17 protein-coding genes are annotated in these 16,327 nt (G+C 66.3%); 12 read left to right on the forward strand and 5 right to left on the reverse strand.

Annotated elements, in window-relative coordinates; all coding sequences use genetic code 11:
* Positions 1–21: 21 nt before the first annotated feature.
* From AC5Y4Z_RS09785 to AC5Y4Z_RS09800, 4 genes are read left to right on the forward strand one after another with little or no spacing between them, the layout of a single operon-like run.
* A complete protein-coding gene (locus tag AC5Y4Z_RS09785) occupies positions 22–1,311 on the forward strand; it encodes a cytochrome P450 (RefSeq protein ID WP_499963019.1) in 1,290 nt (429 codons plus the stop codon).
* A complete protein-coding gene (locus AC5Y4Z_RS09790) occupies positions 1,304–2,110 on the forward strand; it encodes a TauD/TfdA dioxygenase family protein (RefSeq protein WP_499963021.1) in 807 nt (268 codons plus the stop codon). The genes AC5Y4Z_RS09785 and AC5Y4Z_RS09790 overlap by 8 nt, the downstream gene beginning before the upstream one ends.
* A 13-nt stretch (positions 2,111–2,123) precedes the next feature.
* Positions 2,124–2,504: a 4-carboxymuconolactone decarboxylase gene (pcaC, locus tag AC5Y4Z_RS09795; protein WP_499963023.1), complete on the forward strand. Its 381-nt coding sequence runs from the start codon at positions 2,124–2,126 to the stop codon at positions 2,502–2,504.
* 6 nt (positions 2,505–2,510) lie between these two features.
* Positions 2,511–3,407 carry an NAD(P)-dependent oxidoreductase gene (locus AC5Y4Z_RS09800; RefSeq protein ID WP_499963025.1) on the forward strand — a complete coding sequence of 299 codons (897 nt, stop codon included), beginning with the start codon at positions 2,511–2,513 and terminating at the stop codon, positions 3,405–3,407.
* Here AC5Y4Z_RS09800 and AC5Y4Z_RS09805 read toward each other — a convergent pair.
* Positions 3,297–3,980, reverse strand: coding sequence for a hypothetical protein (locus AC5Y4Z_RS09805; RefSeq protein ID WP_499963027.1), 684 nt, complete (start codon positions 3,978–3,980; stop codon positions 3,297–3,299). The two genes, AC5Y4Z_RS09800 and AC5Y4Z_RS09805, sit on opposite strands and share 111 nt — an antisense overlap.
* 155 nt (positions 3,981–4,135) lie before the next feature.
* Here AC5Y4Z_RS09805 and AC5Y4Z_RS09810 point away from each other — a divergent pair, with 155 nt between their 5' ends.
* The 8 genes from AC5Y4Z_RS09810 to AC5Y4Z_RS09845 all read left to right on the forward strand — a co-directional run bounded on the left by AC5Y4Z_RS09810 (position 4,136) and on the right by AC5Y4Z_RS09845 (position 12,744).
* A complete protein-coding gene (locus tag AC5Y4Z_RS09810) occupies positions 4,136–5,428 on the forward strand; it encodes an aromatic ring-hydroxylating oxygenase subunit alpha (RefSeq protein WP_499963029.1) in 1,293 nt (430 codons plus the stop codon).
* Positions 5,358–6,917 (forward strand): aldehyde dehydrogenase family protein, encoded by a 1,560-nt coding sequence (locus AC5Y4Z_RS09815; RefSeq protein ID WP_499963031.1) that lies wholly within the window; start codon positions 5,358–5,360, stop codon positions 6,915–6,917. Before AC5Y4Z_RS09810 ends, AC5Y4Z_RS09815 begins: the two co-directional genes overlap by 71 nt.
* A gap of 3 nt (positions 6,918–6,920) precedes the next feature.
* Complete coding sequence (locus AC5Y4Z_RS09820) at positions 6,921–7,838, forward strand: SDR family NAD(P)-dependent oxidoreductase (protein ID WP_499963033.1); 918 nt, start codon at positions 6,921–6,923, stop codon at positions 7,836–7,838.
* 10 nt (positions 7,839–7,848) lie between these two features.
* Positions 7,849–8,604, forward strand: coding sequence for an SDR family NAD(P)-dependent oxidoreductase (locus AC5Y4Z_RS09825; RefSeq protein ID WP_499963035.1), 756 nt, complete (start codon positions 7,849–7,851; stop codon positions 8,602–8,604).
* 10 nt (positions 8,605–8,614) lie between these two features.
* Positions 8,615–9,763: an acyl-CoA dehydrogenase family protein gene (locus AC5Y4Z_RS09830; RefSeq protein ID WP_499963037.1), complete on the forward strand. Its 1,149-nt coding sequence runs from the start codon at positions 8,615–8,617 to the stop codon at positions 9,761–9,763.
* Positions 9,764–9,856: 93 nt separating this feature from the next.
* The gene (locus AC5Y4Z_RS09835; RefSeq protein WP_499963039.1) at positions 9,857–10,510 is read left to right on the forward strand and encodes a nitroreductase family protein; all 654 of its coding nucleotides are present in this window, start codon (positions 9,857–9,859) and stop codon (positions 10,508–10,510) included.
* A gap of 76 nt (positions 10,511–10,586) precedes the next feature.
* On the forward strand, positions 10,587–11,585 hold the full coding sequence (locus tag AC5Y4Z_RS09840) for an acyl-CoA dehydrogenase family protein (protein WP_499963041.1): 999 nt from the start codon (positions 10,587–10,589) through the stop codon (positions 11,583–11,585).
* Entirely contained in the window at positions 11,569–12,744 is a 1,176-nt protein-coding gene (locus AC5Y4Z_RS09845; protein ID WP_499963043.1) for an acyl-CoA dehydrogenase family protein, read from the forward strand. The genes AC5Y4Z_RS09840 and AC5Y4Z_RS09845 overlap by 17 nt, the downstream gene beginning before the upstream one ends.
* A 24-nt stretch (positions 12,745–12,768) precedes the next feature.
* Here AC5Y4Z_RS09845 and AC5Y4Z_RS09850 read toward each other — a convergent pair whose 3' ends face one another.
* From AC5Y4Z_RS09850 to AC5Y4Z_RS09865, 4 genes are all read right to left on the reverse strand, one after another.
* Positions 12,769–14,199 (reverse strand): alpha/beta hydrolase, encoded by a 1,431-nt coding sequence (locus tag AC5Y4Z_RS09850; RefSeq protein WP_499963045.1) that lies wholly within the window; start codon positions 14,197–14,199, stop codon positions 12,769–12,771.
* A gap of 133 nt (positions 14,200–14,332) precedes the next feature.
* On the reverse strand, positions 14,333–14,905 hold the full coding sequence (locus AC5Y4Z_RS09855) for a hypothetical protein (protein WP_499963047.1): 573 nt from the start codon (positions 14,903–14,905) through the stop codon (positions 14,333–14,335).
* A complete protein-coding gene (locus AC5Y4Z_RS09860; RefSeq protein WP_499963049.1) occupies positions 14,902–15,768 on the reverse strand; it encodes an Rv1363c family protein in 867 nt (288 codons plus the stop codon). The genes AC5Y4Z_RS09855 and AC5Y4Z_RS09860 overlap by 4 nt, the downstream gene beginning before the upstream one ends.
* Before the next feature lie 52 nt (positions 15,769–15,820).
* Entirely contained in the window at positions 15,821–16,264 is a 444-nt protein-coding gene (locus AC5Y4Z_RS09865; RefSeq protein ID WP_499963051.1) for a hypothetical protein, read from the reverse strand.
* Between the last annotated feature and the right edge of the window lie 63 nt (positions 16,265–16,327).

The following is a 16,327-nucleotide window of genomic DNA, read 5'->3' on the forward strand; positions in this document are numbered from 1 at the left end:
GCGGAAGCAGAGGAGCATCGGATGACCGATTTCGATTCTGTCGATTACTTCTCCGATCAGACCCTGGTCGCCGATCCCTACCCGTATTTCGATCACCTGCGCTCCAAATGCCCGGTGCACCAAAATGACCGCAGCGGCGTGGTCACCGTGACGGGGTATGAGGAGGCGCTCTCGGTATATCGCGATGCCGATGTGTTTTCGTCGTGCACCTCGGTGATCGGACCACTCGCTGGGCTGCCGTTTGAGCCGGAAGGCGACGACATCGCGGGGTTGATCGAGCAGTACCGCGATCAGATCCCGCTGAGTGAGCACATGGTCACGTTTGACCCGCCGCAACACACGCGGGCACGGGGCCTGCTGAGCAGGTTGATTACTCCCAAGCGGCTCAAGGAGAACGAGGAGTTCATGTGGCGGCTCGCCGATCGCCAATTCGACGAGTTCATCGGCAGCGGAAGGTGCGAATTTCTGCAGGACTACGCCAAGCCGTTCGCCACCCTCGTCATCGCCGACCTGCTTGGCGTTCCGGACGAGGACCACAGGGCGTTCCGGTCCCGGCTGGCGGCGGCCAGCGTCGGCGCGATCGAGGATGACCCGAAGTTGTCGCACAATCCGCTCGAGTTCCTCGACAACCAGTTCACCTCCTACATCGAAGAACGGCGAAGCGAGCCGCGCGGTGACGTGCTAACGCTGTTGGCCGAGGCCAAGTATCCCGACGGTTCGACCCCGGACGTCATCGACGTGGTGCGCCTTGCGACGTTTCTCTTTGCCGCCGGCCAGGAGACCACCACCAAACTGTTGTCCGCCGCGGCCCGGATAATTGCGGAGGAGCCTGACCTGCAGCGGCTGCTGCGCGAGGATGCCAGCCGCGTGCCGCTGTTCATCGAGGAGACGCTGCGCACGGAGAGCCCGGTCAAGAGCGACTTCCGCCTGGTGCGCAGGTCCACAACCCTGGCGGATGTCTCCGTGCCCGCCGGCGCCACCGTGCTGCTGCTGCCCGGCGCCGCGAACCGCGATCCCCGGCGGTTCGACAATCCCAACGAGTTTCAGATCGAGCGGCGCAACGCGCGTGAGCATATCGCCTTCGGCCGTGGCATCCACACCTGTCCCGGAGCTCCCCTGGCGCGGGCCGAAGCCAGGATCACCATCGAGACCTTCCTGGGCCGCGCGGACGACATCAGGATCAGCGAAGCCGAACACGGACCGGCAGGTGACCGCCGCTATGAATATGAGCCGACATATCAGCTTCGCGGCCTTACCGAGCTGCACCTCGAGTTCGATCCAATCACCCACCCAGGCGCGCTACATGGTTGAGACGGTCGCCCTGAGCCCATCCCTGGGCGTCGAGGTCAGGGGTGTCGAGAATCTGCTTGACGACGCGGTGATCGCCCGCTGCCTGGAGGCGCTGAAATGGCGTGGCGTGCTGCTGCTCCGCGGACATCACCTCGACGACGAACAGCAATTGACGTTCTCCCGCAAGCTCGGGACCGTGCTCGCACCGGGTGGACAGGAGATATTCAAGGTCAGCCTCGACCCGTCCAAGAACCGTGCGGCCGAGTACCTCCGGGGCACCTTCAACTGGCACATCGACGACACCACCAACGATGTGCCGGCCAAAGCGACCATGCTTACCGCCCGGCACGTGGCGATGGTCGGCGGAGGCACCGAATTCGCGAATACGTATGCGGTGTGCGAAAACATGTCCGAGCACGAGCGCAAGCTCTATGAACAGCTACGCGTCGTGCACAGCTTCGAGGCCGCACAGCGGCTGCAGGTCCCCGATCCAAGCGACACGGAACTCGCCTCTTGGCGCACGCTTCCGACTCACGAGAGCTCGCTGGTCTGGAAGCGCCGCGATAATCGCTGCTCGCTGGCGATCGGGGCGACCGCAGACCACATCGTGGGCATGCAGCCGGCCGAGAGCCGCGCGTTGTTGGACGAATTGCTGGCCTGGACGACCCAGGAACGGTTCTGTTACACCCACGATTGGCAGGTCGGCGACCTCGTAATATGGGACAACACGGGGATCCTGCACCGCGCGCTGCCCTACGATGCCTCCTCAGAACGTACGCTGCACCGCACCACCATCGCCGGCGACGAGCCCTGGTCGTAACGAGGAGAATCAGTTGAGCCAAGATACTTTCGACAAGGGCCTGCAGATGCGGACCAAGGTGCTGGGCCGGGAGTACGTCGACAAAGCCGTCAAGGGAGCCGACGATTTCACCCGGCCGTTCCAGGACCTTCTCACCGAGTACTGCTGGGGAGCCGTGTGGGGGCGCGAGGAGCTGCCGCTCAAGACGCGGAGCATGCTCACCCTGTCCCTGATCGCGGTGCTCAATCGACCGCAAGAACTGCGCACCCACCTGCGGGCGGCGTTGACCAACGGCGTCACCCGCGACGAAATCCGCGAGATATTCATGCACGTGGCCATCTACGCCGGAATGCCGGCCGCCGTCGACAGCTTCCGGATAGCCCGCGAGGTCTTCGCGGAGCTGGATCAGGGCTGAAGCATCATGCGGATCGGATTTATCGGCTTGGGCCACATGGGTTTTCCGATGGCGCGCCGCCTCGTCGAGGCGAGCCATGAAATTGTCGCATTCGACAGCCGGCCGGAGGCCGTTGACCATCTCGTCGAACTCGGCGCCCAGCCGGCATCCTCCCCCAGGGATGTCGCGGATCGCGCCGAGACCGTTATGGCGAGTTTGCCGTCGCTGCAGGCGTCCCTCGACGTCGCTACCGGTGCAGGCGGTGTCATCGAGGGCGCGCTGGTCAAGCGCTTCGTGGACTTTTCCACCATCGGCAGTAGAACGGCACGGCAGGTTCACGACCGCCTTGCCCAACGCGGCATCGTTGCGATCGACAGCCCGGTCAGCGGGGGGGTTGCTGGCGCCGAGAAAGGCACCCTTGCGCTGATGGTGTCGGGTCCGCGCAACGAGTTCGACGCGCTCTCGCCGGTGTTGGAGTCGATCGGCAGGCCCTTCTATGTCGGCGACCAACCGGGGTCGGCGCAGACGATGAAGCTCGTCAACAACATGCTCGCGGCCACCGGCCTCATCGCGACGTGTGAAGCCGTGGTGATGGGCGTCAAGGCGGGACTGGACCCCCAGGTGATGATCGACGTCCTCAATGCCGGTTCGGGCGGCACCAACGCCAGTCGCGACAAGTTTCCGCGCTCGATCCTGCCGCGCACGTTCGACTTCGGGTTCGCGACCGGGTTGATGGTCAAGGATGTTCGGCTCTATCTTGAAGAGGCCGAGGCTCTGGAGGTCTCCAAGGAAGTCGCCGAGGCCGTTGGACGGCTATGGGAGAACGCAATTCGCGAGCTGGGACCCGACTCCGACTTCACCGCCGCGATCAAGCCGATTGAGCGCGCCGCCGGCATCGTCGTGGGATCGGCCGAACGGGGGTAGGTCGTCCTCGCGAGCCGAAAGTTGTCCGATCGGCACGCCCGCGCCGAGGGCGAAGAGGGTCTCTGCGCATCCGACGGAGCTCGAGGAAGCCCTGGCGGCGGCGAGCGCCTCCTTCTTGAAGGCCCGGGCAGCGACGGTGAGCCGATGTTCCACCGGCCGCGCAGCTCCCCGGATCTCGCAAGGCGGGCCGTCGGCCCACATCATGACGTGAGTACGTCCGTTGTCGATCGTCTTCAAGACTGCTTGCCGAACGCGCGTGTCGTGCCGAAACAGATTGGCGCACACCACGAGCGTGTGCGGATGTCCGTGGTGGCCCTCCGCCGCAAGCGCGGGGTCGAGCTCGATCACCGCGGCACCCAGGATGCGCAGTGCGCGGTCGTCAACGTGGTCAGTGCCGGCTACGGTGGTCCTCCACCCCGCCACACGCTGATCGAAGAGCCAGCCGCCGACGGCGCGCACCACACCAATCGCGCTGTCGGAAAGAACGACGCACTGACCGGTGATGTCGCGTCCCGGCGGCCGAAGCCATGAAAGGGCGCCGGCGTCGTTGTCGTCGATGGTGAGCCCGGACATGAGGTCTCCGTTCTGCCGCCTCGCGAGCAACGCCGGTGGCTGGTTGACAAAAATATACAGTCACGTGTAATTATAAGTACACGGAACGGTGTCATTGCAAGCCCCGGAAAGACGTTTCGTCGGTCCTCGGTGAGGCGCCGCACAGGAGGTAGAGGATGCGCTATTTCGCGAAGCCCGCCGAGGGCAGCTGGACGATGCGTTACCCGGAGCTGGGAACCGGTCCGATCGACTACGCCGACTCGATCGATCCGGATTTCTTCGAGGCCGAACGGGACGCGATCTTCAAACGCACCTGGCTCAACGTAGGTCGGGTCGAACGGCTACCCCGTACGGGCAGCTACTTCACGAAAGAGCTCGCCGTCGCCAAGACCTCGGTCGTCGTAGTCAAGGGCGGCGACGGGGAAATCCGTGCCTTCCACAACATCTGCCGCCACCGGGGCAACAAGCTGGTGTGGAACGACTATCCCAACGAGGAGACCTCAGGTAGCTGCCGTCAATTCACCTGCAAATATCACGCCTGGCGTTACAACCTCGAGGGCGATCTGACGTTCGTTCAGCAGGAAGAGGAGTTCTTCGACCTGGACAAGAGCCGCTACGGGCTGAAGTCCCTGCGATGCGAGGTGTGGGAAGGGTTCATCTTCGTCAACCTCGATCCCGATGCGGAGCCCCTCCGCGACTACCTGGGGACGCTCGCCAAAGGCATTGAGGGCTATCCGTTTCACGAGATGACCGAGGTCTATCAGTTCCGATCAGTCATCGGAAGTAATTGGAAGCTGTTCATCGACGCCTTCGCCGAGTTCTACCATGCCCCGATTCTGCACAACAAGCAGTACACCTCCGAGGAGGCACGCAAGATCGCCCAGCACGGCTTCGAGGCGTTGCACTACGAGATCGCTCACCCGCACGGGATGGTGTCGTGTGCCGGCGGCCAGTCTCCCCCCAAGGATCTGAGCATGGTCAAGCCGATGGACCGGGAGCTTCGCAGCGGACTGTTCGGAAACTGGGATCGCCCCGCCATCGAGGGGCTCGACCCGCTCCCTGCCGGCATCAACCCGAGCGGCAGCAAGATCTGGGGAATTGACTCATTCCATTTCTTCCCGAATTTCATGCTGTTGTTCTGGGCACCCGGCTGGTACCTGACGTATCACTACTGGCCGACGGCGGTTGACACCCACATCTTCGAGGGGACAATGTATTTCGTCCCGCCGAGGACCGCGCGTGAGAGGATGGGTCACGAGCTGGCCGCCGCGACGTTCAAGGAATTCGCTTTGCAGGACGCCAACACCCTGGAGGCCACGCAGACCATGCTCGCGTCGCGCGCGGTGGCTGAGTTCCCGCTCAACGACCAGGAGATCCTGCTACGGGCGTTGCACAAGAATGCCGGCGATTACGTCAGGTCATACCGTGAAAACGCCGCCACCGTGTCGGGCGCCCGGACTGCCCTCTGAAATTATGTCAGCAACTGATGGCTCGGCGTCCGGCGCTCGTGAGCTCAACGTCAACCGCCGAATGCTCGTCGACGGGAAGTTGATCGACACCGACCGCGCCTTCGTTTCCACCAATCCCGCCACTGCCACCGCAATCGGCCACGCACCTGACGCGGGCCTACCGGAGGCGCACGCGGCGATCGCGGCGGCGCGCCGCGCATTCGACACGACCCCCTGGGCCCGCGACGTCGAACTGCGCATCCGCTGCCTCGGACAACTGCACCAAGCGTTGCTCGACCACCTCGAGAACCTGCGCGAGCTCACAATCGCCGAAGTAGGAGCCACCCGCACGCTGACGCACGGGCCCCAGCTGGAAGGCCCGATCGAAATCGTCGAGTACTACCGCGATGTGCTGGGGGACTATTCGTTCACCGAAGACCTTGGCAGCAAGGAGATTAGGGGTGTTTTGCACCACCGCTGGGTAGAGCGGGAGCCGGCGGGCGTTGTCGCTGCGATCATCGCCTACAACTATCCCAACCAGCTCGCGCTGGCGAAGCTGGCGCCGGCGCTGGCTGCCGGCTGCACCGTGATCCTGAAGGGCGCACCGGATACGCCGTTGATCACCCTCGCGCTCGGCGAGATCATCGCCAACCACACCGATATCCCGCCCGGCGTGGTGAACGTGTTGAGCTCATCCGATGTTGTCGTGGGCCGGGAACTGGCGATGCACCCGGACGTCGACCTTGTCACTTTCACCGGTTCCACACCCGTCGGTAGGCACGTCATGGCCGCGGCGAGCCAGACCGTCAAACGCGTCTTTCTCGAACTGGGCGGGAAGTCGGCCGTGATCATGCTCGACGACGCGGATTTCGTCTCCGCTGCCCAGTTCGCGGCGTTCTCGATCGTCACCCACGCGGGCCAGGGTTGCGCGCTGACGTCACGGCTTTTGGTCCCGCGCGCGCACCACGACCAGATCGTCGAGTTGATCGCCGCGAACTTCGCCAAGGTGCGCTACGGCGACCCGTCGAATCGCAAGACCTACATGGGTCCGCTCATCAGTGAGGGGCAGCGCGACAAGGTCGACGCCATGGTGCAACGCGCCGTCGAGGCCGGCGCCACCCTGGTCACCGGCGGCACCCGCGCGGGCCCCGGCTTCTTCTACACGCCGACACTCTTGACCAACGTGTCCGCCGATAGCGAGATCGCGCAGGAAGAGGTGTTCGGCCCCGTCCTGGCGGTCATTGCGTTCGACGATGACGACGACGCCGTGCGCATCGCCAACAATTCGATCTACGGCTTGGCCGGCGCTGTGTTCAGTGGCGACCAGGACCGCGCAGTCGCGCTCGCGCGGCGAATCAAAACGGGATCGTTCTCGATCAACGGCGGCAACTACTTCCAGCCCGACAGCCCATTCGGCGGTTTCAAGCAGTCGGGTGTCGGCAGGGAAATGGGTGTCGCGGGACTAGAGGAGTTCTTGGAACGCAGGACGTTCGCGACCGTGATCGGATAATCGATGGGCCACAAGTGGAGCGCCGTCGATGTGCCCGGGCAGCGCGGCCGGGTCGCCGTGATCACCGGTGCGAACACCGGCATCGGTTTCCAGACCGCGGCCGTGCTCGCCGAGTGCGGCGCTCATGTCGTGCTGGCGGTTCGTGATATCGACAAGGGTCGCCGGGCCGCATGCCGCATCAGGGCGAAAGTCCCGCACGCCGATCTCGCAGTGCAACAATTGGATTTGTCGTCGCTGGACTCCGTGCACGCCGCCGCTGCTGCGCTCAGGGTGGCGCATCGACGGATCCACCTGCTGATCAACAACGCCGGCGTGATGTTCACCCCGGAACGCTGCACCAAAGATGGCTTCGAACTGCAATTCGGCACCAATCACCTCGGGCACTTCACACTGACCGGCCTGTTGCTCGAGAGCATGCTGAGCGTGGCGGGCTCGCGTGTGGTGACGGTCAGCAGCCTGGCGCACCGCGTACGTGCGGGGATCAACTTTGACGATCTGCATTCCCACCGCGGTTACGACCCCGTCATGGCCTACGGCGCATCGAAGTTGGCCAACTTGTTGTTCAGCTACGAACTGCAGCGCCGGCTGGCCGCCAAGGGTCGCGCCACCATTGCCGTGGCCGCCCACCCGGGCAGCTCGAGAACCCAGCTTTCTCGACACTCCTCTGGCTGGATTGGCTTGGGGTTCAGGGTCATTGGTCCGCTGCTGTTCCAGAGCGCCGGGATGGGCGCCCTGCCCATCCTGCGGGCCGCCACCGATCCGACATCGCATGGCGGCGACTACTACGGTCCCGGCGGCATCGGCGAACTCCGCGGCCACCCGCGGCTGGTGAAGTCGTCGGGCCTGTCGCACGACGAGCGACTACAGCGCCGGCTGTGGGCAGTCTCCGAGGAATTGACAGCCATCTCCTACCCCATCTGAGAGGAACGACGTGAGCAACGGGTTCACGGGTCGGGTCGCCCTGGTCACCGGCGCCGGCTCGGGCATCGGCAAGGCGATGGCGGCCGCATTCGCGATGGTCGGCGCGCGCGTCGCCGTCGCCGACGTCAACCTCGAGGGTGCGCAGCTGACGGCGAGCGAAATAGGCGAGGCGGCAACCGCCTTCGCGGTCGATATCTCCGAAGAATCGTCCGTTGACGACCTTGTGCGGCGGGCGATCGACTCGCTCGGCCGGATTGATGTGCTGTGCAACAACGCGGGAATCCTGGACAAGATGTCCCTACCGGCGGATACCTCGATCGCCGAGTGGGAACGCGTGCTGCGGGTCAACCTGACGGGGACGTTCCTGGTGACCCGCGCGGTGCTCCCGCAGATGCTCGAGCGCGGCTCCGGCGCGATCGTCAACACCGCTTCGGAGGCCGGCATCCGTGGCGGAGCGGCCGGTGCACCGTACACCGCGTCCAAACACGGCGTCGTCGGCCTGACCCGTAGTGTCGCTTGGGCTTACGCGAACGACGGCATCCGCTGCAACGCGATCGTGCCCGGGCCGGTGTTCAGCAACGCGGCCGGCAGCGTGGCGGGCTTCGACGAAAAGGGCGTCGAGCGCCTGCGCCCGGTGATCGCGCTGAACCAGCACGTGGCGCTGCCCGAGCAAATCGCCGAGGCGGCAGTGTTTCTGGCCTCCGACGCCGCCTCGTTCATCAACGGCGCGATCATGCCGGTCGACGCCGGCTGGTCGGCGGGATGACCATCGGCCGATGAACCTGAACGACGAAGAGGCCATGCTCGTCGACACGGTGCGCGCGTTCGTCGACCGCGAGGTGAGGCCCGCCGTGCGCGAAGTCGAGCACGCCAACGAATACCCGACGGCGTGGATTGACCAGATGAAGCGCATCGGCATCTATGGGCTGGCAATTCCCGAGGAGTACGGCGGCGTGCCGGTGTCGACGCCCTGCTATGTCGAAGTGACGCAGGAGCTCTCGCGGGGATGGATGAGTCTCGCCGGTGCGATGGGCGGCCACTCCGTCGTCGCGAAATTGCTCACGGCGTTCGGGACCGAAGGGCAGAAGTGCAAGTATCTGCCGGTGATGGCGACCGGCCAGGTGCGCGCGACGATGGCGCTGACCGAGCCCGGCGGCGGCTCGGATCTACAGAACATGACGACCACCGCGGTGCGCGACGGCGACACACTGGTCATCGACGGGTCGAAGACGTGGATCAGCAACGCTCGCCGCGCCGGGCTCATCGCCCTGCTGTGCAAGACCGACCCGGCCGCGACGCCGCGCCACACGGGAATCTCCATCGTGCTGGTCGAACACGGCCGAGGTCTCACGGTGTCGCGAGACCTGCCCAAGCTCGGGTACAAAGGCGTCGAGTCGTGCGAGCTGAGGTTCGACGGCTACCGGGTGTCCGCATCGGCGATACTGGGCGGATCGCCCGGTCACGGATTCGCGCAGATGATGAAAGGCCTTGAGATCGGCCGCATTCAGGTTGCCTCGCGGGCGCTCGGGGTGGCGGCGGCCGCGCTGGAGGACGCGCTGCGTTATGCCCAGGACCGGCAGAGCTTTGGCCGGCCGATCTGGAAACACCAGTCCGTCGGCAACTACCTGGCCGACATGGCGACCAAGCTCACCGCCGCGCGTCAGCTCACCCGGTATGCCGCCGAGCGCTACGACAGCGGCCAGCGCGCCGACATGGAGGCCGGCATGGCCAAGCTGTTCGCCTCGGAGGTGGCGATGGAGATCGCGCTGAACGCCGTGCGCATCCATGGCGGCTACGGCTACTCCACCGAGTACGACGTCGAACGCTACTTCCGCGACGCGCCGCTGATGATCGTCGGCGAGGGCACCAACGAAATCCAGCGCAACGTGATCGCCGCGCAGCTGATCGCCCGGGGCGGAATCTGACGCGACCTGTGCCGCTCAGGCCCGCGTGCCTCCGGCGGCGTCGCGTTAGGTTGCAGTGAGCCGTGCGGGCCGAGGATCGGAGAGGGAGAAGCGATGACGCAAGCAACCAGCGACGTCTGGGAAGTGATGTCGACCGCGCGGACGATCCGGCGCTTCACCGACCAGCCCGTCGACGACGCGACCCTGGCGCGCTGCCTCGAGGCGGCCCGCTGGGCCCCCTCGGGCGCCAACGCGCAGGGCTGGCGATTCGTCGTGCTGCGATCCCCCGAGCAGCGGGCCGTCGTGGCCAGGGCCGCGGCGCACGCGCTGGAGGTGATCGAGCCGGTGTACGGGATGAGCCGGCCCGCCGCCGACGACGACAGCCGCCGCGCCCGCACCTACCGCGCGACCTACGAATTGCACGACCGCGCGGGCGAATTCACGTCGGTGCTGTTCGCGCAGCAGCACTACCCGACGGCCTCCGAGCTGTTGCTGGGCGGGTCGATCTTTCCGGCGATGCAGAACTTCCTGCTGGCCGCGCGCGCCCAGGGGCTGGGGGCCTGCCTCACCAGCTGGGCCTCCTACGGCGGCGAGCGGCCGCTGCGCGAGGCCGTGGGCGTGCCCGACGACTGGATGGTCGCCGGCCACGTCGTTGTCGGATGGCCCAAAGGCAACCACGGGCCGCTGCGCCGCCGGCCGCTGGCCGAGTTCGTCAACCTCGACCGCTGGGACCAGCCGGCCCACGGCCTGGTCTCGGGTACCCCATAACCGCTTTTCGAGATTATTACTTCCGCGATGGAGAATGCTATTCTCGCGGTGGCGGTGACGACAGGAGGCGGCCCGGATGCTGTTGGAGTTCGATGCTGATCAGCGGCTGTGGCAGCAGACCGTTCGCGACGCCGTCGCCAAGCAGTGCCCGCCCTCGCTGGTGCGCAGCGTGGCCGAGGACGGCGTCGACCCCAGCCCGTTATGGAAGTCCTATGTGGATCAGGGCTGGACGGAGCTCAACGATCCGGACAGCGCCGTGGAGCTCGCCATCGTGCTCGAGGAGCTGGGGCGCGCGACCGACCCCACCCCGTTCCTGGCGACGATGAGCCAGTTCGCGCCGCTGGCCGCCGACCGGTTCGACCCGCACGAGTCGGGCACCGCCGTGCACACCGGGGTGTCGGCGCACCGCGACGCGGACGGCTGGGTGCTGCACGGCACGGCACGCCATGTCCTCGACGGCGACCGCGTCGACCGGCTGGCCGTGTCGACCGACGCCGGCGTGTTCGTCGTCGCCGCCAACCAGGTGTCGGCCCGCCGCTCGGCCGTGTTCGACCCCGTCCTGCACGTCGCGGACCTGTCCTTCGCCGACGTCCGGTTGCCCGACAGCGCGCGGCTGGCCGTCGACGCCGAGCGCGCGCACCACATGGCGCTGACGGGCATGGCCATCACCATGGTCGGGGCCTGCCAACGCATCCTCGACCTGGTGCTCGAGCACGTCAAAAGCCGCCAGCAATTCGGCGTCCCGATCGGCTCGTTCCAGGCCGTCCAGCACAAGGCCGCCGACATGCACGTGGCGGTGGAGCGTGCCCGCGCGCTGGCCTACTTCGCCGCGCTGACGATCGCCGCCGACGATCCGCGGCGGCGGCTGGCGGCCGCGATGGCCAAGGCGTCGGCGGGGGAGTGCCAGTCGGTCGTATTCCGGCACGGCTTGCAACTGCACGGCGCGATGGGATTCACCTGGGAGAACGACCTGCAGTTCGCGCTCAAGCGGGCCAAGGCGGGCGAGCTCATGCTCGGTGGCGCCGCGGAGCACCGGGCGCGGATCGCGGAGGAGTACCGTGCAGCTGACTTTTGACGCGGACGTCGAGGCGTTTCGGGCGGAGTTTGCGGCATTCCTCGACGAAAACCTGCCTGACGCAAGCGAAACCCTGGAGCGGCCGCGCTCGGTCTCCCACATGCCGGCCTGGGCGCGTCGCTGGCAGCGGCTGCTGTTCGACAACGGCTGGCTGCTGCCCGCCCAGCCTCCGGAATACGGCGGCCGCAACGCGACCGTCATCCAGCAGTTCGTCTACCTCGAGGAACTCAGCCGCCGCCGGATCTACCACAGCTTCAACCCGCAGGGCGTGAATATCGTTGGCGCGTCGCTGTTGTCGTTCGGCAGCGACGAACAGAAGCGGCGCTGGGCGGTGCCGATCCTGCGCGCCGAGATCACCGCCTCACTCGGGATGAGCGAACCCAGCGCCGGCTCCGACCTGGCGTCGCTGCGCACCCGCGCGGTGCTGGACGGCGACCACTTCGTGGTCAACGGGCAGAAGGTGTGGACCTCGGGCGCCCACGACGCCGACGTCTTGCTGACCTTCGTCCGAACCAACCCGGATGCCCCGAAACACAAGGGAATCAGCGCGCTGATCATCCCCACCGACACTCCGGGCCTGGTGCGCCGGCCGTTCCCGTCGATCTGCGGCGCCGACGACCTGGACTTCAACGAGGTGTTCTTCACCGACGTGCGGGTGCCGGCGGAGAACCTGGTCGGTGAGCTCGACCAGGGTTGGCGGGTGGCCAACGGCTCGCTGGGCCACGAACGCACCATGATGTGGCTGGGCTTCGCCGATCGCCTCGAGAACATGATCGACGACTTTCGTCCCGGCACCGAGGTCGAACGCGATCAGTACGCCAGCACGATCATGGACAGACAGGCGCTGCGGTTGCTGGGTTCGGCGGCGCTGGCGCGCGCCTCGCGCGGCGAAGACGACGTGGCCGCGATCTCGGTGCTCAAGCTGCTCGGCTCCGAAGCCGAGCTGCGGGGGATGGACCTTGCGCTGACGGCCGCGGGATCCGACGGGCTCGTCCACCCCGGCCAGACCGGTCCGTACGCACACATGAACCTCGACCACTACTTCGCCAGCTGGTTCGAGCGTTACGCCCGAAGCTTTTCCGGCACCATCGCCGGCGGCACCTCGGAGATCCAGCGCAACATCATCGCCCAGCGCGTGCTCGGTCTGCCGCGCGGCTAGCCCGTCTGGCCCCGTGCCGAAGCGCTAACGCCGGTCGTGGATGGCGACCTCGGTGCCGTCCGGGTGCGCGGGCTCAGACGCCGTGGCGGGCAATGGAATCCGGGCCACGCCCGGAGTTCCCAACTGGCCGGCCAGCCAGGGCAGGGCCGTGGCGAAGACTGTGCCAGCGGTCGGCCAGTCGTGTTTTCCCGGATGGGCGACCACCGCGCAGTCGATGCCGTTCGCCCGTCCGAGCGCGCACAGCGAAGACGCTGCCGCGGTCTGGTTGCCCGGGTTGGCGGCGGCCCCGTGGCGGGCACGGTCGATCGCCGCGGTATCGACAGCCGTGACGTCGTGACGCGGTGCCGGCGAGCCGCCCGATGTGATCGCGAACCAACCGGACACGCCGGAGTAGCGGCCGTGCCGGCTGATCACGGTCGTCGGGTCGAATGCCGCCCACGCCTCGGCGTCACCGCCGAACAAGCTGGCGACGGTTTCCGCCTTGCTTCCCGTGTTGGGGCCCAAGTCGCCCTCGATGTCGACAAAAGCGCTGAACAGCGTCGGATGCATGACGGTCAGGCTCACGGAGCACGTCCCGCCCATCGAAAAGCCCGCGACGCCCCAGTGGGACGGGTCGGGGCTGACCCCGAAATTCGAGATCATGTAGGGTACAACGTCTTTCGTCAGATGGTCGGCTGCCCTGCCGCGGCTTCCGTTGACGCATTCCGTGTCGTTGTCGAACGAGCCGCCCGGGTCGACGAACACGAGCACCGGCGCGTTGCCGTCATGCGCGGCCGCGAAGGCGTCGACGGTGGCCATCGCATTCCCGGCGCGCACCCAGTCGGCGGGCGTATTGAGCATGCCGCCGATCATCATCACCGTCGGCAGCTGCGGCGGCGGATGGCTCGCAAACCAGGCCGGTGGCAGGTACACGAGCTCCTCGCGGTGCTGGAAATGCGATGCATCGGCGGGGATCAGCACCGGCACCAGGCTGCCGCGGGGCGGCTTGGCGCCCTTCGCCGCCATCGCGACGACGGTCGCCCTGTCGGTCTGGCCGGGCAGCGGACGGGAGGTGAGCTGGTCCCAGGTGCTCTGCACGGTCTGGAAGTAGCCGACCCATTGGTTGAACACCAGCAGCGAGCAGAGCAGACACAGCGGCACGGCCAGAACCGATACCGCCCGCCGCCACCAGCGCGCACCGCGCCAGCCCAAGATCAGGACGGCCGCGGCCGTACCGAGCAGCGCGATCCAGACATACAGCGCGCGCGGCGCCGGTTCGGTGCCCGAAGTCGCGGCGGTCGTGACCCAGTGCGCCCCGCCCGCCGCCACGCCTCCCACGACGGCGGCGAGAGGCAGCCACAGCAGGCGCCAGCGGCGCGATCGCCACCCGATGGCCAGGCCCAGCGCGATCGCGGCGACGACCTCCACCGTCAGGGGCAGCCAGCCGTGGATCAGGGAGATGTGGTGACTCAGCATGGCGGTTCCTCCTCTCAGCTGCTGGCGATCCAGTGAGAGAAGGATTAGCTGGCGACCTCGGCGAATCCTTGGGAGATTCTCAACGACGAAGCCGACGACCGCGTGCCGGTTTCACGCGGCTGTCCCGTGGCTTCTAGACAGGGTCGAATTTGGTGATCAGCCAGCTGCCGCTGACCCGGGTCAAACTCACCAGCACGCTGCTGGACGCCATCGCGGGGTCCGGGTTGTCCTTGCTGGTGGTGCTCTGATCGACCAACACCAGCACGACGGCCGAACTCGGATGCAACTCCCGAACCGCGGCCGCCACCACCCGGGCGCTCGTCTTCAGCGACCGTTGTTTGGCTGCCGGAGTCACGATCTGCTCGGTGAACTGGTTGTAGTTGTTCAGAAAATCACCGGACAGGTGTGTCTTGGCCGCGGCGAAGTCTTTGTCGAGTGAATCGGGCGAGTAGGACAACAACGCGACCGTTCCGTCGGACGCCGCATTGATGACCGCGCTCGCGACGCCGGCGTCGGTTTCTTTAACGGGTCGGTATCTCTCGAGGTACAGCCACGTCGCCGCGCCACCGGAAATCAGCAGCAGCACAATCAGAATCACCGGAACGGGCTTCACCCTGCGCCGCGCGCGTGGCTCGCCCCCTGCACTGGGTTCCGTTCGTGTGGGCGAGTCGTCGGCGGCGTCGATGCTGTGGTTGTCCTCGCTCATGGCACGAACTCCAGTTTGGACATCTTGTATTGCCCACCCTCGTTGGTGACTGTCACCTTGAGCCGCCAACCGCGTGGTTCGTCTTTGGCGCCGGCCGCGTTGGTGATCCGCGACGACGCCGCGACGAGTACCAACGCGGAATTCGCGTCCATCGATTGCACGGCCGCCGCATTCACGGTTCCTTGGCTGACCACTTTGGACTGCTCGACGACGGTCGTGAAGTCTTTCGCGCGCTGCTGCAAGTCGTCCCGGAACTGGCCCGTCGAGCTGTCGATCACCCGCTGGACGTCCTCCTTGGCCTTGTTGAAGTCCAGGGAGAACATGTTGACGACGCCTTGCTTGGCGCCCGCGATGAAGTTCGCGGCGCGCTGGTTGCGCTCGGTGGCTTGATGGTCCTGCCACACCATGTATCCGCTGGCCCCGACGAATGCGCAGATCAGGACGATGACGGCCGCCTTCCATGCCACGGACAACGACGGCAACCGCACGCGTCGCCGGGACCGGGCCGGCTTGGATTCCGATTCCGCGTCATCGGCGGTTTCGTCGGAGGCTTCTTCCTCGGTCTCCGCGTCGACGGTGTCGACGACGTCCTCGTCGTCGGCCTCCGCTTCGGCGGTGTCGGTTACGTCGTCGTCGGGCTCGGGGCTTTGTTCCGTGACTTCAGCCGTCTCAGCTTCGGCCTCGGTCTCGGTCTCGGCCTGGGCCTGCGCTTCGCGCCGGAGCCGGGCGGCACGGGCGCGCGCACGCGCCGCAGCCGCCAGTGCCTCGGCCTCGGCGGCTTCCGCCTCGGCTTCCGCGATCAAAGCCAGCGTGTCGGCTTTCGAGGTGGCCGAATCCTGCGGCGGTTCCTTGGCCTCACCCATCGCGCTCGTCGCCCGTCACTTCCATGATCGACTGACTCCACGTGTCACGCGGTTACCATCGCATGAGCGAGAACGGGTAACTGTTGGTGCCCCCCGGCCCGCCTCCGCAGCCCGTGTTGAACGTCGAGTCGACCTGACCCGTCAGCGACGCCTCATCCCACGAGTAAACGTCGTGCGAGGGAAAGAACTGGACCACGCAGCGCACACCGTCGGGCACATCGACGGCCATGGTGTAGCGGCCGTTGGACAAATGTGCGTTTGCCTTAAAGGGCGCCGCTTGCCCGTTGGGTGTCGGAACCCCTTGGATGGTCAGGCACCCCGGCCCTGTAGGCACGCACGGGTTGATGGCCCAAAACCAGGTGTGGCCGGGATCCCGGTTTGTGTCCAACCGGTAGTTGCCTAACACCATGTCCGCGTGGGCGGTCGGCGTGACGGTCAGCGCGGCTGTGGCGAGCGCGAGGCTCACTGCGAAAGTCTTCACCGGAGCGTCTCCCATCTCAGTACACGCGTTTGCCTCAAAATATTAGGACGGGGTCACGCTGAACAGGGCTACTCGAAA

This window comes from Mycobacterium sp. NGS63 (assembly GCF_059812295.1).

Excerpts from the sequence above, each read along its gene's own strand:
- AC5Y4Z_RS09805 (WP_499963027.1), bottom strand. The coding sequence starts at position 3,980 with ATGTCCGGGCTCACCATCGACGACAACGACGCCGGCGCCCTTTCATGG.
- AC5Y4Z_RS09865 (WP_499963051.1), bottom strand. The coding sequence starts at position 16,264 with ATGGGAGACGCTCCGGTGAAGACTTTCGCAGTGAGCCTCGCGCTCGCC.
- AC5Y4Z_RS09855 (WP_499963047.1), bottom strand. The coding sequence starts at position 14,905 with ATGAGCGAGGACAACCACAGCATCGACGCCGCCGACGACTCGCCCACA.
- AC5Y4Z_RS09815 (WP_499963031.1), top strand. The coding sequence starts at position 5,358 with ATGCCGGCGATTACGTCAGGTCATACCGTGAAAACGCCGCCACCGTGT.
- AC5Y4Z_RS09830 (WP_499963037.1), top strand. The coding sequence starts at position 8,615 with ATGAACCTGAACGACGAAGAGGCCATGCTCGTCGACACGGTGCGCGCG.
- AC5Y4Z_RS09790 (WP_499963021.1), top strand. The coding sequence starts at position 1,304 with ATGGTTGAGACGGTCGCCCTGAGCCCATCCCTGGGCGTCGAGGTCAGG.
- AC5Y4Z_RS09850 (WP_499963045.1), bottom strand. The coding sequence starts at position 14,199 with ATGCTGAGTCACCACATCTCCCTGATCCACGGCTGGCTGCCCCTGACG.
- AC5Y4Z_RS09840 (WP_499963041.1), top strand. The coding sequence starts at position 10,587 with ATGCTGTTGGAGTTCGATGCTGATCAGCGGCTGTGGCAGCAGACCGTT.
- AC5Y4Z_RS09800 (WP_499963025.1), top strand. The coding sequence starts at position 2,511 with ATGCGGATCGGATTTATCGGCTTGGGCCACATGGGTTTTCCGATGGCG.
- AC5Y4Z_RS09785 (WP_499963019.1), top strand. The coding sequence starts at position 22 with ATGACCGATTTCGATTCTGTCGATTACTTCTCCGATCAGACCCTGGTC.
- AC5Y4Z_RS09820 (WP_499963033.1), top strand. The coding sequence starts at position 6,921 with ATGGGCCACAAGTGGAGCGCCGTCGATGTGCCCGGGCAGCGCGGCCGG.
- AC5Y4Z_RS09810 (WP_499963029.1), top strand. The coding sequence starts at position 4,136 with ATGCGCTATTTCGCGAAGCCCGCCGAGGGCAGCTGGACGATGCGTTAC.
- AC5Y4Z_RS09860 (WP_499963049.1), bottom strand. The coding sequence starts at position 15,768 with ATGGGTGAGGCCAAGGAACCGCCGCAGGATTCGGCCACCTCGAAAGCC.
- AC5Y4Z_RS09835 (WP_499963039.1), top strand. The coding sequence starts at position 9,857 with ATGACGCAAGCAACCAGCGACGTCTGGGAAGTGATGTCGACCGCGCGG.